Annotated in this window: 16 protein-coding genes; 4 read left to right on the top strand and 12 right to left on the bottom strand. The window is 57.7% G+C overall.

The annotated features are described in order from the left end of the window. The 10 genes from D1820_RS12840 to fliL form a co-directional block, all read right to left on the bottom strand. Nucleotides 1-402, bottom strand: coding sequence for a hypothetical protein (locus D1820_RS12840; protein ID WP_096873007.1), 402 nt, complete (start codon nucleotides 400-402; stop codon nucleotides 1-3). Continuing rightward, entirely contained in the window at nucleotides 402-1,481 is a 1,080-nt protein-coding gene (flhB, locus tag D1820_RS12835; protein WP_118069332.1) for a flagellar type III secretion system protein FlhB, read from the bottom strand. Before flhB ends, D1820_RS12840 begins: the two co-directional genes overlap by 1 nt. After that, a complete protein-coding gene (locus tag D1820_RS12830) occupies nucleotides 1,478-2,257 on the bottom strand; it encodes a flagellar biosynthetic protein FliR (RefSeq protein WP_118069331.1) in 780 nt (259 codons plus the stop codon). Before D1820_RS12830 ends, flhB begins: the two co-directional genes overlap by 4 nt. Beyond that, on the bottom strand, nucleotides 2,254-4,332 hold the full coding sequence (gene flhA, locus D1820_RS12825; RefSeq protein WP_371311716.1) for a flagellar biosynthesis protein FlhA: 2,079 nt from the start codon (nucleotides 4,330-4,332) through the stop codon (nucleotides 2,254-2,256). Before flhA ends, D1820_RS12830 begins: the two co-directional genes overlap by 4 nt. Before the next feature lie 27 nt (nucleotides 4,333-4,359). Beyond that, nucleotides 4,360-4,950 carry a transglycosylase SLT domain-containing protein gene (locus tag D1820_RS12820; protein ID WP_371311704.1) on the bottom strand — a complete coding sequence of 197 codons (591 nt, stop codon included), beginning with the start codon at nucleotides 4,948-4,950 and terminating at the stop codon, nucleotides 4,360-4,362. A gap of 352 nt (nucleotides 4,951-5,302) precedes the next feature. Continuing rightward, nucleotides 5,303-7,759 carry a hypothetical protein gene (locus D1820_RS12815; RefSeq protein ID WP_118069329.1) on the bottom strand — a complete coding sequence of 819 codons (2,457 nt, stop codon included), beginning with the start codon at nucleotides 7,757-7,759 and terminating at the stop codon, nucleotides 5,303-5,305. Next, nucleotides 7,759-8,628: a flagellar motor stator protein MotA gene (gene motA / locus D1820_RS12810; RefSeq protein ID WP_024098942.1), complete on the bottom strand. Its 870-nt coding sequence runs from the start codon at nucleotides 8,626-8,628 to the stop codon at nucleotides 7,759-7,761. Before motA ends, D1820_RS12815 begins: the two co-directional genes overlap by 1 nt. Nucleotides 8,629-8,705: 77 nt before the next feature. Continuing rightward, nucleotides 8,706-9,353 carry a MotE family protein gene (locus tag D1820_RS12805; RefSeq protein ID WP_118069328.1) on the bottom strand — a complete coding sequence of 216 codons (648 nt, stop codon included), beginning with the start codon at nucleotides 9,351-9,353 and terminating at the stop codon, nucleotides 8,706-8,708. After that, complete coding sequence (locus tag D1820_RS12800) at nucleotides 9,353-9,817, bottom strand: hypothetical protein (RefSeq protein ID WP_118069327.1); 465 nt, start codon at nucleotides 9,815-9,817, stop codon at nucleotides 9,353-9,355. Before D1820_RS12800 ends, D1820_RS12805 begins: the two co-directional genes overlap by 1 nt. Nucleotides 9,818-9,826: 9 nt before the next feature. Continuing rightward, nucleotides 9,827-10,351 (bottom strand): flagellar basal body-associated protein FliL, encoded by a 525-nt coding sequence (gene fliL / locus D1820_RS12795; protein ID WP_040175042.1) that lies wholly within the window; start codon nucleotides 10,349-10,351, stop codon nucleotides 9,827-9,829. Between the two features lie 118 nt (nucleotides 10,352-10,469). On the opposite strand from fliL, the gene fliF reads away from it, so the two are divergent. From fliF to fliP, 4 genes are read left to right on the top strand one after another with little or no spacing between them, the layout of a single operon-like run. Beyond that, nucleotides 10,470-12,155, top strand: a complete 1,686-nt coding sequence (gene fliF / locus D1820_RS12790) for a flagellar basal-body MS-ring/collar protein FliF (protein WP_102898092.1) — start codon at nucleotides 10,470-10,472, stop codon at nucleotides 12,153-12,155. Then, nucleotides 12,155-12,751 (top strand): ABC transporter ATP-binding protein, encoded by a 597-nt coding sequence (locus tag D1820_RS12785; RefSeq protein ID WP_118069326.1) that lies wholly within the window; start codon nucleotides 12,155-12,157, stop codon nucleotides 12,749-12,751. The genes fliF and D1820_RS12785 overlap by 1 nt, the downstream gene beginning before the upstream one ends. Next, entirely contained in the window at nucleotides 12,744-13,040 is a 297-nt protein-coding gene (locus tag D1820_RS12780) for a FliM/FliN family flagellar motor C-terminal domain-containing protein (protein WP_014876445.1), read from the top strand. The genes D1820_RS12785 and D1820_RS12780 overlap by 8 nt, the downstream gene beginning before the upstream one ends. Next, complete coding sequence (gene fliP / locus D1820_RS12775; RefSeq protein ID WP_096707765.1) at nucleotides 13,037-13,780, top strand: flagellar type III secretion system pore protein FliP; 744 nt, start codon at nucleotides 13,037-13,039, stop codon at nucleotides 13,778-13,780. Before D1820_RS12780 ends, fliP begins: the two co-directional genes overlap by 4 nt. Nucleotides 13,781-14,216: 436 nt before the next feature. Here fliP and D1820_RS12770 read toward each other — a convergent pair whose 3' ends face one another. Next, nucleotides 14,217-15,320, bottom strand: coding sequence for a flagellar basal body P-ring protein FlgI (locus tag D1820_RS12770; RefSeq protein ID WP_096707764.1), 1,104 nt, complete (start codon nucleotides 15,318-15,320; stop codon nucleotides 14,217-14,219). After that, entirely contained in the window at nucleotides 15,317-16,324 is a 1,008-nt protein-coding gene (locus D1820_RS12765; RefSeq protein WP_102898090.1) for a flagellin, read from the bottom strand. Before D1820_RS12765 ends, D1820_RS12770 begins: the two co-directional genes overlap by 4 nt. Between the last annotated feature and the right edge of the window lies 1 nt (nucleotide 16,325).

Raw genomic sequence — 16,325 nt, 5'->3', positions numbered from 1 at the left:
TCATTCCATATTCATCAGCCGGTTGTGCAGTTTTTGCGCCCTGTCCTTTTTCACCCGCTGGCGCTCCTGGATCGCCATCGTTTCTACCGCGTGCTTGCGGCCGAACGCCTTGCGCAGATTGTCCATCGCGCGCAGCTTCTGCGCGGTAATCTGCGCCAGCTCCATATTCAGTTGGCGGCGGGTGCGGCTGTGCCAGCCCTGCCACAGAAGATCCGCGCCAAGTGCTTTCATCGCGTGGTCGGAATTAGCCATGTCGCGACTGTCCTTGATCTGCTGATCCAGTTTTGCCAGCTGGCCGCGCACCCGCGCCTCAGCATCAAGAACCGGTTTCACCTTGGCGTGCTCTTGCAGGTACATGGCCTCTGTCACGTCTGCCATCTGGTCCAGCATCTTCTGCTTCATCACACCATCCCCTTCGCCCGTTGACGCATTTTCTCCGCAAAGCGGATGGCAGCAGCAACAGGCGCATAATGCTCTTCGTGAATTTCCTGGCCGATATCGACCGCCGCATGCAACGCGCGCGCGGTGGGCGGGTCGCTGTGGATCGGAACACCGTTCTCATTGGCAACTTCGCGAATAACGGCGGCAACCTCATCCACACCCTTGGCCACACATATAGGGGCCTGCCCTGGCGCGCGATCCCACTTTAGCGCCACCGCGTAGTGGGTCGGGTTGACGATCACAACATCGGCCTCGGGCACATCTGCAACCCCTTGGCCCATGGCGATTTCATGTGCCTTTTGACGGCGAGCGCCCTTCAGATGCGGGTCCCCTTCCGAGTCCTTGGCTTCGTCCATGATCTCCTTGCGAGACATCATGTTCTTGCGATTGTGCTCCGCCTGCTGAAAGGCCGCATCAATCACACCGATACCAAGCGCAATGATCAGCGCCAGAATCAGGAATTCCAACGCCAGCTGCGCCATCATCATCACAACAACAAACGCCCCGGTGGCCGAGGAGGCAATCATGTCCGGCAGCCGGTAATTGAGGTAGATGCCCATGCAGACCGAATAAAGCACCAGCTTGACCGTGCTTTTAAAAAACTCAAACAGACCCGAACGTCCGAACTTGTTCTTGGCGTTCGAAATGATCGAAATTTTTGAGAGTTTTGGTTCCAGCTTACTCGGGGCAAAGACCAGCGCGCGCTGTGCAATGATCGACAGCAGGACAGCAGCCATCGGGACAATAAATATTGGCAGGCTGGACGTGCCGACCGCCATGAATATCCCACCAACCGGCACGGTCCCCGCGCCGCCGAAGAACAAATCGGCCAAGCGGTCCGGCTGGTCCAGGAACGACATCAATATCGTCCCCAACTCTTCGACCACATCCGCGCCTGACACATAGATCGCGACAATCAAGCCAAGATAGGATGCCGCAACATTGAGGTCTGTAGACTTTGGGACCTCCCCCTTCTTACGAGCTTTCTCAAGCTTCTGCGGTGTTGGCTCATATGACTTGTCTGAATCGTCGTCGCTCATGGCATCCCCTCACCCGGATTGGCGAAAAAGCCCATGAGCGCCGTGCTCCAGATATCCAAGATCATCGGGCTGGCCACCATCAGAATTGCCAGACCTCCGAAGGTCACAACCGGGGCACCGACAAAGGCCACCATCAGCGCAGGCATTGCGCGGTTGATGACACCCAGTGTCAGGTTATAAACCATCGAGCCGATCAGGAATGGTGCGGCCAGCGAGAAGCCCATGGCAAAACTGCGCGATACCCGGTGCACCCCCCAGTCCGACAGCCCGGATGCGCCGGGAAACTCACCCACCGGAAACATCATATAGCTGTAGATCATGAACTCAGCGACCCGGATGTGCAGACCCAACATCACCGCCAGTGCCAGACCAGAGATCAGCAAGACCGCACCGATGGCGGGCATGGGTTCGGCGCCGATGCCTCCCAGCACCTGCGCAAGCGAGGTCGACTGCGCGGCAATGGTCCCGGCAATCTGAATGGCATGAACAAACATGCGGATTGCCATTCCCAGTGCCAGACCGACAACCGCTTCGCTGAGTGCGAGGCTGCCATAATGCAATGGGCTGGCCGGTGGCGGAAGTATCGGCAAGGCCGGCGCCACGATAAATGTGAACGCCAGGGAAATCGCCAGTTTGATCCGTGCCGGTACATATTTTTCGCCAAAGGCAGGCAACACGGAAACCATTGCCCCAATCCGCAGAAAGACGATGGCCCCATGCCAAAAGCCGGCGCCCAGAAGGGCGACCAGCTCAGGTGGCAGAAAGTCGAGATTCATGCGGGAACCATTCCAACGAGCGCCGGCCTGGCTTCTAGTCCAATCTCCTCGAATGACAGGACCGGGTTGAGGATGCCACGCGATTTGAGGATTGTCCGCAAATATCTACGGCGCCGGGTTGAGGTCACAACCGCTGCAAATACGCCCTGTTCCGTGGTGGTGTTCAGCCGCTCACTCAGCCCTTCGGCCAGCCGGTTGAACTGTTCCGGCGGCAGCGCAATATCGACGGCACCGCCCTGGGCGTCGATCTGGTAGGTGGAGAATGTCTCCTCCCACTCAGGCGCCAGCTGGATCAGCGGAATGGTCCCATCTTCGCGTTTCATCTCACCAACCAGCTGGAACCCCAGCCGCTGGCGCACATGTTCGCAGATGATCTCAGGCTGTGGCGTGTGCAGGCGGGCCTCGGCGATGGTCTCCAGAATCAGCGGCATATTTCGGATAGAGACGCGTTCCTCCAGCAGCAGCCGCAGGACTGTGTGCAACGTGTCGATCGGAACCTTGTCCGGCACCAGTTCATCCAGCAGCTTTCGATTGGCTTCGGCGCGGAACTCATCCGTCAGTTCGGTCATCTCATTCAATAGACGGCGAAGCGATTTCAGTGTCAGCAAGCGGGGGAAGTTTTGTTTGATCACTTCCAACAGATGCGTTGCCAAAATTTCTGGCGCCGTCACAATTGTCGCCCCTGACAGCGCTGCATCTTCCTGCGCCTTTGAGGAAATCCAGCGCGCCGGAGCACCATAGACAGGTTCGGTGACATCCGTGCCCGGCGGCAGGGCATCATGATTGTCCGGCATCAGGGCCAGAACCATTTCCGGATGCAGGATGCCACGCACCTGTTCGACGCCCTGAATCTTGATCACATAAGTGCCTGTCATCAGTTCCGGCTCATCCGTCAGGCGGATTTCAGGCAGGATCAGCCCGAAGGTCGTGGCCACATGCGTTCGCATGTTGGCGATACGGGCATCAAGGCCGGTCCCTGCGTCCAGCACCATGCTCACCAGATCGGGCGCAAATTCCAGGTGCAGGTCGTCCAGATCAAGAATATCGCCAAGAGCCCGGTTTTCCTTGGGCTCCATGACCTCTTCGATCTGCTCTTCCATCTCCGCTTCTTCGCGGTCCTTCAGGTTTTTGCTCATCCGGTAGGCGGTGTAGCCCAGCACAGCCGCACCAGCCATGAAAGGAAGGAAAGGCAGGCCCGGGACCAAAGCAAACAGCGCCATGAGGATGGCCACAGTGGCCAATGCCGCCGGGTGTTTGCCCAGCTGGTCAGCCAGCGCGATATCGGTGGACCCGGTGGCACCACCGCGGGCCAGCAGCAGCGCCGCGGCGATGGAAATAATCACGGACGGAATTTGCGATACCAGACCATCGCCAACCGTCAGGATCGCATAGGTTTCAAACGCGGAGACCACCGGCATTCCGTGGATCAGAACGCCCATGATCAGGCCCATGATCAGATTCAGCAAAGTGATCAGCAGACCAGCAATCGCGTCACCTTTCACAAATTTGGACGCACCATCCAGAGAGCCAAAGAACGTCGTCTCGCGCTGTTCCGTCTCGCGGCGGTCGCGCGCAGTTGCGTGATCAATGGCACCAGCGGACATGTCGCTGTCGATGGCCAGCTGCTTACCCGGCATACCATCCAGAGCGAAGCGGGCGCCAACCTCGGCCATCCGTGCGGCACCTTTGGTGATGACCATGAAGTTCACGATCAGCAGCACGCCAAACACAACGAGACCCAGGAAAACACTGCCGCCCATCACAAATTGGGCAAATCCTTCGATCACGCCCCCTGCCGCATCGGTACCGGTGTGCCCCTGACCGATGATCAGTTTTGTCGACGACACATTGAGCGACAGACGCAGCATCAGGGAGGCCAGGAGAACCGTCGGAAAAGACGAAAAATCCAGCGGGCGTTCAATAAACAGCGTGATGGTGAAGATCAGAATCGCCAACCCAAAGGAGGCCGCCAGCCCGATGTCCAGCACCCAGGCGGGCATCGGCAGGATCATCATCACGATGATCGCCATCAGCGCAATTGCCAGCAGTACGGTTGGGCTGAACAGTTTTTGCATATCAATGTTTGGCACGAAAATCAGCCCTTATTTCAGTATGATGAGCGCTTGCGCCGAAGTACCGCCGCCGGTCAATGGAACCAGAGATCCCAGGCGGGCAGCACCAGACGGTGCCCCACCCTGAGTGATCAGCGGCGAAGGATTGTGAAGCATGGCGAGGGGTTGTGGGGCGGTAAACGTGGCTCGGCTGCGTTCTACCGGCAGTGCTGCGACCGTCTCTACCGGCTTTAGGTCGGCACGCACCCTGTCAAAACGCGCAGTATAGCGGTTTGCATAGGTGGGTGTGCGCGAGTGGTAGGCGCCGGCAGCCTGTGACCAGTCACCAAATTCGTCATGCAGCTCACGCAAGAACCGCGCCGCATATTGCGCATTCGCAAGCGGGTCGAACATCTGGTCGATCGACTCAAAGGCTTGACCATGCCATTTGAAATTGATCTGGAAACACCCGACGTCAAAGCTCCGTGCACCGCGTTTGAAGTGGGAGAAGACATAGGCGCGGGCCTCATCTTCCGTCTGAAACCACTTGCCGGCACCTTCCATATTGACGGTCCAGGGCCAGGGCTGCAGCCCTTGTTTTCCACCGCGGCCGGTCTCCGTCCTGGTGATGGCGCGCAACACGTCCAGCGGAACGCCCTGATCACGCGCTGCCCGTCGCGCGGCAAGATCACATAGGGCCGATACCTGCGGTGAAGCCGCGTATATTGTCTGAGGGATAAGCAGACCCAAGAGGCCAAATACTGCGACAAGCAGCACGGACCACTTCGGCAAACTGCCTGCGCAGCGGACACACCCCTGCTGTTGTCGGAAATAATAGCTCGATTTCGGCATTCTGCCTGTCCAAATGAGGATTCACCCTAGGTTCGAGCGTAAGCTGAGAGCGTTGACAAACCGTTATCACCAAACGCGCAAAGACCGCCCCGATCAGGCGGTCTTTGCAAATGCTCAGCTCAGATGCGTGGTTATTTGGATGCTACGATCCATCGTCGGAAGGATCCGCTTGCGGCGTCACCTTCTGCAACAGATCTGCGATACCGCCACGCGTCCCCTCGCTGCTTTCGACAAGCGCCCTCGCATGGGCCAAGGGCGGCAGACCCGTGGGTTCTTTCGCCGTCTCTTCGATTTGTGTTGTCACACGCGCGACGCCACCGAACTGTTCCGTGTCATCCGCATCCATCGTGGCAAGCGTATCGCGGTCCTCAGAATGCCAGAATCCGCGCGTGGCAGCATCTTTTTCTTCTTCTTCAAGCAGATACTCACCAGCTCTGGCGTATTCTCCATTGCGCCAAAGTGCCTCTGCGCGCAGCTTGTTTGCTGCAGAACCTGACAGTCCCATCAACTCAACCAAAGCGGAATGCGGCTTGTCCATCGCCAACGCTGCTTTGGCCAGGATCAGCCGACGTTTCGTGTTTCCAGGCTCCATTGCCAGCTTTTTCAGGATTGATTGAGCCTGCTGTGCAAACCCCAGATCCAGCAGGCGTTCGGCCACGATATCCGCGACTGGTGCGACCTCTGCGGTGGTGCCATTGGCCGCGATAACCAGCGCATATTGCAGGAAGGTGACATCATCTGCCCGCTCTGTCAGCAAGGTTAGCAACGGTTCCAGCGCCGCAGTACGCGCGGCTGGACCATCCCGGCGGCTCAACACTTCCAGTTCATTGAAACTGTCATGAAACTCACCAGTCAACGCCAGGGCGGCAACCACTGCGCGCCTGAGGTCCGCGCCCAGCGGGCTGTCGCGATTCTCGACCTCATAGGAGGCGGCCAGATCCGGCACATCCGGCGACAGCGCGCTGCGCTCAGCAAAGCTGAGGTCGATCAGTTCGATCAGGGCCCGCGGTGCGTTTTCCGTCCGTTCAGCCACCTCATCCGTCAACTCCTGGGCGACGGTTTCAACGTCGCCTTCCAGTCTGGCGATCTCCGCCTCGGCCAAATTGATTTCAGGGACATGTTCGACACCTGTACGATCTACAGACCGCAACGCCGCGCCCGCCAGATGGGGATCACCCGCCTTTGCAAACAAGGTACTGATGCGCGGACCAACTTGTACCCGCAGATGGGGTGGCAGCTTGGCAAAAGCCTGTTGAATCGCATCCGTTTTGGCATTTTTCTTGATCGTTCCATCTGCCAAGGCCGCCCAAAGCGCCACTTCGCTATCGCAAACCTGCTGCCCCGCGAACGTGTGATTGACCTCCATCGGCTGGCCATCCAGCACAGCCCCCATGGCCGTCAGCGCCACGGCATCGTCGTGCTCTGCAGCACCAGATGGCATCATCCGCAGAATCGCCTGCGCCTCAGCACCAAATCCAAAGAAAAGATAAGCCCTTGCAAGGGTCAGAACCGCTTCCGGATCGACGTCATCAAATTCACGCACCAAATCCGCGCGCAATGGCGAAATCTGATCCGCAAACGGCTCGTCCGTGCCCCATGCATGCACCGCCAATTGTCGGCTTGGCAGGCAATGCGTTGGCTGGCCCGACGTGTCGGACCTGCGTACAATAAGACCGGTTTCCCGATCCACAGAGGAGGTGACGGAAATCTGATCCAGCGGATTAAGAGGGCGATCCCGGCTGCTCAGAGGATCAAGCACATGCCCATTCGGGCCGTCATGCACCTCCACACCGACCAATTCCAGCAACCCTTGATTGGTGGCACGGCTGATCTGTTGCAACAGCCGCTGTTCGGATTCGTTGACGGTTGCCGCTCTTTCGGTTTCCGACAAATCAAGCAGCATATCCGTGTCCACTTGGACCGGAACCGGTTTCGGCTCAGTGGCGGTCTCCACCGCAGCGCGGGCCTCTTCAACCGGCGCGGCAGGCACCTCAGTGCGTGGGGTTCGGGTCAGGTCTAGGGGCAGTTGGATCGCTGACGGTGTATCCGCCACAGCCACAGGAAGACGCTGCGCCTGATCAGCACCGGTAGTGCTGCGGGACGTCACACCAGCAAGATCAAGTGCGGCACGCGCGTCCGCAGCTGCCCGCGCCGCAAGATTAAACCGATATCCGGTACTATTGATATTTCCGGGCAAGAGCGGCAACGGCGATCCGGCCGTCAAAGGCTGATCGGCACCGGGCGTGCCATCGGCGATATCAACCACCAGATACCCGTCCTTCTGAACGAAGGAGCTGACATCACAGTTACACCCAAGCTGCAGCTGCAACGGTTGCCCGGGCCCAGCCTGCGAGACCGACTGCAGCCGCGTACGCGGGATCAGGTCAAAGACTCGCGAGGTGTCGAACACAACTGTGGGCGTATCGATCACCACCTGGGCTGATTGCCCAGACTGACGCAGGGACCAAGGCGCACCAGCGGGAAGCCGCATGACCAATCGGGAAAACCCGGCATGCTCTCCCGAACGGGCTACCACTGTCTGGGCATCTGCGGATGCCGCAGCCAGGGTCAATGCTGCAAAGGTCAGCGCGCGCCACATCATGCTGCGTCCTGTTTCACCGATTTCAAGGCATCTTCCAGTTCAGAAAATCCGGGGCGAATGTGGGATGGGGTGTTCTGACGCCCCACTTCGATACAGATCGCCGCTGCGTGATTGTGCAGGTTGGCCACCAGAACTTCGCGGATGAGCGAATAGAAATGCGCGTCCTCTTCGACAACTGACTTCACCTTGCCTGCGAAGGGGCCAACCAGACCATAGGCCAGGAAAACACCAAGGAATGTCCCAACAAGCGCACCACCGATCAGTTTACCCAGAACTTCTGGCGGCTGGTCAATTGATCCCATGGTTTTGATGATGCCGAGAACAGCCGCAACAATGCCCAGCGCCGGAAGACCGTCGGCAAGCGATTGCAACGCATGGCTGGAGTGCAGGGCGTGGTGCAGGTTCGCCTCAATCCGCTTTTCCAGAACTTCCTCAACCTGATGCGGGTCATCATAGTTCATCGAGGCTGACCGCATGGTGTCGCTGATCAGATTTACCGCCTCTTTATCCGCGAGGATTTTGGGATAGCGGTTGAACACCGAAGAATTTTCCGGATCTTCGATATGCTGTTCAACCTCAACCGGGTTCGCCCTTGCGATCCTGATCAACGAAAAGAGCAGGCACAGAAGATCACGGTAGTCATCGGGCTTCCATTTGGGACCCTTGAACACCTTGCCGACGTCTTTCAGCGTATGTTTAACGCCGCCCATATCATTGCTGATCAGAAAGGCGCCAACACCGGCGCCACCGATCATCATGAATTCGAATGGCAGAGCTTTGATGATGATCGCAAACTTGCCACCTGCGAGGAGATATCCCCCGAACACCATGACAAAGATAACCACGATGCCTACAATACCGAGCATTAGGTCCACTCCGAATTTCGTTTGTTTCTACAAGTTTAGGCGATTCACGTTAAAAAAGCCTGAGGAGCAGCACCTGCTTACTCCTTTGGAACAGACCCGTTGCGACCCGCCAGGACCACGCTGATTGTATAGGCCGCCTGCGGGCTGAGCCCTGCCATGATGCCGGCCGCTGCCTCGGGGCGCATGCGTGCGAGGAAGCCCGCTGCAAAAGCAGGATCCATCTCCTCAAAAAGGGCAGACGATTCTTTTGGCTTCATCTGTTCATAGACCGATGTCAACCGCGTCAGATCTGCCTCAGTAGCACCATCCGCAAGGGCGAGTGTCGATTTCAACTCTTCCTCTGCCTGCTCAAGTGCCACCAGTTTTTGCTCAATCGCATCATCTGCGATCTCCAGCGCCTTCATGCGGTCTTCGATCTCAGCCTCTCGGGCAGATAGGGCAGCTTCGCGTTCCTGAAATGCAGCCAGCATGTTCTGCAATTCGGCGGACGAGGGCATCGACTGACCATTCAACGTGCCTTTCGGCTCATCTTTCAGGGTCGATTCGTCCTGCAGGTTCGCAACCTCACGCGCGATAGCCGGACCAGCCTCCAGACCGAGGCGCACAATTGCCGACCCCATCAACAACAACGCCAGCATCATGAGAGCACCACTGCGCGTCCGCTTCATGCGCTTTGCCTTCTTTGGCTTCGCAGGGGCGGCTTTTGTCTTTGTTGTCTTAGCCATTATGCAACCCGACCCTGCGCCCGGTTATGGCGGACAAACATCAGACCTGCGGGTTTTGCAGGTTCTGGCTCTGCCGCCACTTCGGGCTCTGCGTCAGCCTCATATGCCGCAGCCAATGCATCGCTTTCTTCCGCCGCCGCAGGTGCAGCGGTCTCGGGTTTTGGCTCAGGTACAGAGGCCTCCGGCATGTCGTGCATGGAGGCCATCATCAACTCCAGCCGCTGCGCAACCGATTCGGCGCGCCCGGTCAGCTGGTCCAGCGCCTTGCTGGAGCCATCGGATACATGGCGCGCGGCCAACAGTGATTTATTGAGATCGTCGACCTGCGCCGAAAGCACCGCAACAGCGCCGCCAACACCTTTTTCCAGATCATTAAAACGCTTCAGCCGACGCGAGAGCACCAGGCAGTAAAAGCCTGCCCCCATGGCCCCGGCCGCAAGCAGGATATCCGCAATCAGTTCCATCCCGTTCTCCTAGTTCAATACGAAGTCCATAATCAGCAGATCACGCACCCGGCCCTGGCCAGCTGCAATATTGATCCGCCGCAGCATCTGTGCGCGCAGTTTGGGCAGGGCCATCGGATCGGTCAGATCCTCCAGCTCCAGTGCCCTGAGATAACTGTTGAGAACATCGACAATCCGCGGGAGGATTTTCTCAACCTCGGCCCGGTGGGCGAGGTCAACCTCCAGCTGAGAGCGGAATCGAAGGTGCTTTAGACCACTTGCCTTGCGCAAACTGATCACAATCGGTTCCATTTCGATAAAAGCGAGATTGGCGATATCTTCCGCCGACTCACCATTGTCCACGCCTTCTGGCGCCACTTCGGTCGCATCCACCCCTTCTGGGGCTGCGCTCTGACCAAAGGGAAGAAGGCCTGACTGGACAGCGAAGAATCCCCCACCGGCTCCAACAAGTGCAAGGACAACCCCGATAATAAGGGGCAACTTGCTCTTCTTGGCCGGGGCGTCCTGTTCTGTGTCTACTACAGCGTCTGTCATGACTATCCCTAATACGTCGTGCCTCATCTTCTTAGCTGGCGGACACTAACCGAATGTTAAGGGCAATCCGGCAAAAGGGTTGCACATCGGACAGAACGCCGATGCTACGGAGGTTAATGTGCAGCAGATCAAGAATGTCTGGGCAGGTTTGGACACGCGAAAGCGCCTGATTGCCGTGGGAGCCACGGTGATCGTGATTCTCAGCGTCCTGGCGATGTCCCGTGTGGCGAATACGCCCACGATGCAATTACTATATGCCGGGCTGGAAAGCGGCTCGGCTGGGGATGTAGTGCGCGCGCTGGAACAGCGCGGCACCGAATATGAAGTGCGCGGCGGATCAATTTATGTTCCGGCTTCGGCACGCGACGAACTCCGCATGACGCTGGCGAGCGAAGGCCTGCCTGCAAACGGCGGGCGCGGTTACGAACTGCTTGATTCGCTCAGCGGGTTCGGGACGACATCGCAAATGTTCGATGCCGCCTACTGGCGCGCAAAGGAAGGGGAGTTGGCCCGTACCATCGTGGCCAGCCCGCATGTGACTCAGGCCCGGGTCCATATTGCAAATACCGGATCAAATCCGTTTCAACGCACGGCTGAACCGACTGCCTCTGTGTCGGTTGTGCCAATGGGCTCGCCCATCACGCCGGCGCAGGCCAATGCGATTCGCTTTCTGATTTCCTCAGCTGTGACAGGTCTGGCGGTGGAAAACGTAGCGGTGATTGATGCCAATGGCGCGCTGATCGGCTCACCCGAGGCCGCTGCCGCTGTCGGCGCCGGAACCGATGATCGCTCGCAGTCGATTCGTGAACGGGTCATGCGGTTGGTCGAAGCGCGCGTTGGCCACGGCAATGCTGTGGTTGAGGTGAGCGTTGAAACCGTGACCGATACCGAGTCCATTCGCGAGAAACGCATTGATCCAGAAAGCCGCGTCGCCATAAGCACCGATGTGGAAGAACGCGCCGATTCGTCACAAAACCAATCGGGTGAGGTGACCGTTGCCTCCAATATTCCGGATGGCGATGCGGCCTCGGGCGATGGCTCCAAAGCCAGTACCAGCGCAACCCGCGAACGGGTGAACTATGAAATTTCCGAGACCGAAAAAGAGATCCTGCGCGGGCCCGGTGCGATCAAACGTCTGACCGTTGCGGTTCTGGTGAATGGTGTGCCAACGACAACCCCGACAGGTGAAACGGTGATGGAGCCGCGCGCCGAAGAAGAGCTCGGCGCCCTGCGGGAACTGATCTCCGCTGCGGTAGGTTTCAGCGAAGAGCGCGGTGACGTGATCACCCTGAAATCGATGGAAATGCCCACAGTAGAGCCTCAAGGAACCGTGGTCAGCGCCTCCGTCTTCGACAACATCTATCTGGATGCGATGTCGTTGATCCAAATGGCTGCCCTGGCGCTTGTTACTCTGATCCTGGGCCTCTTTGTTATTCGTCCCATCCTGTCGAACCAGGCCAGCGTGCCCGCACTTGGTGCACCTGAGGGCGGCGCCATGGATGAACTGCCAGCCTTGGGTGGGGGTGGGTTCATGGCCAATCCCAACCTTGGCGCGGATCTCGCACTGGATGGTGAGATTGAGAACAATGATACTGGTCAGTTTGAACCCATGGGTGGCATGGGCATGGGCACCGGTATGGGCATGGGTGACATGGGTGGAATGGGCGATATGGGTGGCTTGCCTGCCCTTGGCGGCGGTGGGGACAACCCCGTTGATCGTCTCCGCTCGATGATTGGCGAACGCCAGGAAGAAACCGTGCAGATTCTGCGCGGCTGGCTGGAAGAAAATGAGGAGAGAGCCTGATGACAATTGCCCATCTTCTTGAAAATTTTGCCATGGACACGCCGACGGTGCCGATTGCCGAAGTCAGTGAAGAAATGATGGAAGAAACGCGGCTGGAATCCTACGAGAAAGGATACAGCGCAGGTTGGGATGATGCGGTGACGGCCAAGGATAAGGAGAGCACGCATGTCTCTTCAGAACTGGCCAACTCGCTCGAAGATCTCAGCTTCACCTTCCATGAAGCGCAGACACAACTGCTCGAATCGCTGGACCCGATGTTCAAGGTTCTGACCAGCGCGGTCCTCCCCGATGCCATGGCTGCCAGTTTCGGCCATCATATCGTCGATCAGCTGACGGACATGGCCAAGAGTCAGGCTGATCAGGCGATCAATATTGTTGTGTCCCCCGGCGAAGGGGCAACCGTGCGCGCGCTACTGACCAAAAGTTTCACTGTGCCGGTACAGGTCCGCGAGGACGTCGTGCTGTCGCCCGGTCAGGCCTATCTCAAGGTTGGCGGCATTGAGCGGGAAATCAACAGCTCCGCCCTGATCGATTCTATTCAGGACTCTATCGAGGCCTTCTCTTTCCACATTACAGAGGACAGCAAATATGGATAAGTCTGCTGAAATGAACAGAAAATCTGGCGATGCAGGCAATCCGTTTGTGTCCGTACCGGTTGAGGTCGTCGTCTCTGTCGGTAAGGCGCGACCGTTGATTCGCGATCTTGTAAACCTTGGAGAGAACGCAATTCTGACCCTCGACAAACGGGTCGAAGATCCCGTGGATCTCTATGTTGGTGACCGCCTTGTCGCCAGAGGACAGCTGGAGGAGATGGAAGGCGAGCAGGCCGGGCAACTGGCTGTCCGACTGACCGAAATCGCGGATTTGCAAAGCGGCCTGGGATGACACGAACCGCCTTTTTTGCCGCCGTTCTGGCGGCCATGCTGGCCATCGGTCTGCCAGATGCTGTGAGCGCGCAGGATCTCAACCTCTCCTTGGGCGATGGCCAGTCGATCTCGGCTCGCTCGATTCAGCTGATCTTGCTGATCACCGTCCTCAGCCTCGCTCCGGGGCTGTTGATTATGATCACATGCTTCCCGTTTCTTGTCACCGTATTGTCGATTCTCCGGCAGGCCATTGGTTTGCAGCAGGCACCACCGAACATGTTGATGATCAGCCTTGCGCTGTTTCTCACCTATTTCGTCATGGAACCGGTTTTCACCGAAGCCTGGACCACCGGAATCAATCCGCTGATTGAGGAGCAACTGGATGTGGAAACCGGGCTTGAGCGTGCGTTGCAGCCGTTTCGGGTGTTCATGGCCGCGCGTCTTGATCCCGATACATTCTACGCGATTGCGGATCTGCGACCCGCCACTGCGGGAATAGACCCTACCGCTGACGCCCCTTTGTCGACCCTGGTCTCGAGCTTTATGCTGTCGGAAATTGCCAGAGCCTTTCAGGTTGGCTTTCTGGTCTTCCTGCCGTTTCTGGTCATCGATCTGGTGGTTGCGGCAGTTCTGATGTCGATGGGGATGATGATGGTTCCGCCGGCTGTTGTATCGATGCCCTTCAAACTGGCGTTTTTTGTTGTTGCCGACGGCTGGAGCCTTATCGCAAGCGCCTTGGTCCGCAGTTACTTCCCCTGAAACTCACCCGTTTGCAGGAAGCCCCCCTGCAAAACGCCCCGGTCACAACAGTGGCCGGGGCGTTTTGCATTGGCGCGACAAACCTGATCTCGACAGGTCCTCGACCTAAGGTCATGCACCTCTCCCTCAGCGGCGTCTCTATCGGACGATCAATCATGCGGCCACCAAAGGGGCTACATGCGTGCCGGACTAGCTGTCGAAACAAATACTCTAAATCCAGCACGCTGATGCCCACTGTTCATGTCAGACAAGAGGATCAGGCCAAGCTGAGATAGCTCCTGGCCGGGCATTAGATTCACCTTGTGTCATGAAGCCGGTCAGGGTCGAAAAATAGCCAGGCAACGGATGAACGTGGCGGCCCATTGCCCAAGCAAAAAACCCCGGAACGCTAAGGTCCGGGGGTATATCTGCTTGACGGTAGCTTTATGTCGACGCGCTACCGCACCACGAATTCGGCATGTAGCGCACCAGCCGCCTTCAGGCTCTTGAGGATATCAATCATATCCCGCGGTGACACTCCCAGCGCATTGAGACCCGCCACCACCTCAGACAAAGAGGTGGTTTCCGGGACCTCTGCCAGCTGAATGCCCTCTTCCTCTTCGATCGCAGCGCCGGTGCGCGGCACAATCACCGTTTCGCCATCGGCGAATGGATTAGGCTGCACAACCAACGGTGTTTCCTCAATCCGCAAGGTCAGATTCCCCTGCGCGACGGCAACCCGCGAGATACGCACATCGCTGCCCATCACGATGGTACCAGAGCGTTGATCGACAACCACACGTGCCTTGCGCTGAGGTTCAACCAGAATATTCTCGATCCTCCCGACAGCATGGGCAGTGGAGCGGGTGTTCGTGCGCTGCACATCGATCTCAACCGTCCCTGAGTCCCGCATCAAAGCCACATTACGCCCAAATTCCGCGTTGATCGCGCGTTCGATCCGGCCAGCGGTGGTGAAATCAGGCTCTCGCAACGCAAGACGCATGGACGAGAGCGAGGACAGATCGAAGTCGATCTCACGCTCAACTCGCGCACCGGAAGGGATGACACCAGCAGTGGGAACCCCTTGTGTGACAGAGGCACCCTCCCCCTCAGCGACGGCACCGCCTGCCAGAATGGTACCTTGGGCGACCGCATAGATCTGGCCATCTGCGGCATTCAACGGTGTCATGACCAGCGTCCCACCCAGCAGGCTCTTTGAATCGCCGATCGCGGACACTGTCACATCAACAGTGCCGCCTACGCGAGCAAACGGCGGCAGCGTGGCGGTGACGAATACCGCAGCAACATTCTTGGGCCGAAACTGTTCGCCGGTCACATTGACGCCCAGCCGCTCCAGAATATTCGACATGATCTCTTCGGTGAAGGGAGAGTTCCGCAGACCATCGCCTGTCCCGTTCAACCCTACGACCAAACCGTAGCCAACCAGATCGTTACCGCGCACACCATCGAACTCAACCAGATCTTTTAGTCTGATCGCATTGGCCTGAGCCATCGTCGGCAGCAGCAGTACAGCAAGAAGAACCCGGATGAACCGCATCATGACAGGAACCTCATCAGCGACAGCTGCGATGTGCGCGCGGTGACTGTGAACAGGCTTTCCAGTTGGAACTGCGCCTCATCCAGACGGGTGGATGTTTCATAGGGATCAGCCTGAACAAGCTCGTTGAAGACCAGGCTGAGGCTGGTCTGGGCGGCACCATTGCGGGTCGCGGTCTCTTCAATGCGGCCCTCCACAAAACCCAGATCCGACTGCATCTGGGTCAATTGGACCTGGCTTTCGCGCAACTCAATTCCTGTGCTGCGCAACATCTCGAACTTCACATCTGAGGTGAGGCTGAGCCCTGGATCATTGACCAAAGTTGCGATGGCCAGGCTTTGCAGAGTCTGTTTAAACGCATCGTCATTGGCCTTCAGAGAGACGGTGACCTCTTCTGTCGGGCCAATTTTCACCGGATCCATCAGGTCCGATGAGCCCTGATACATCACCGCATCAAACCCAAGCGGATCAGCGAACCAGTCTTTGACGGCCTGTACGATATCAGGTGCGGTGGTGAAGGGGGTAACCTCTGTCACCAGCGATGACATCAATGTGTTGAGATCGGCAAGAGGCTGAGCTTCGGTATCTTTGCCAGAAAACAGGCTGCGACCTGCGGCTTCGCCATTCAGAGAGCGGATAGCTTCAGTCAGGTACACTTCGGCCTGGTTCGACAATTGCTGCGATGTTTCATCATTTGGGGACGTCGTTACAGCGAAAATATCACCGGTGAGACTGACCACATTGTCAGAGATCAACTCGATATTGTTCTGCATGGAGGACGCAAACAGCGCCGCCTCGGTGTTCGCAACCTGATAGGATTTGAGACGATCCAAGTTCCGCTCCACATCGGAGAGATAAGTTAAATCCCCTCCCAGTTTTTGCGTTAACTGCGAGGTTTTCCCTGTGCTTAGCTCCTGCGTCAGGGTCGAGATATCGTTCTTCAGACCAACCGAGCGATTGCGCAGGAACAGGTGTTGAGCCATGTCCCCATAGGAATTCATAATCATG

This window comes from Phaeobacter sp. LSS9 (assembly GCF_003443595.1).
Lineage (GTDB): Bacteria > Pseudomonadota > Alphaproteobacteria > Rhodobacterales > Rhodobacteraceae > Phaeobacter > Phaeobacter piscinae.
This window is presented reverse-complemented; position numbering and strand designations above follow the sequence as displayed.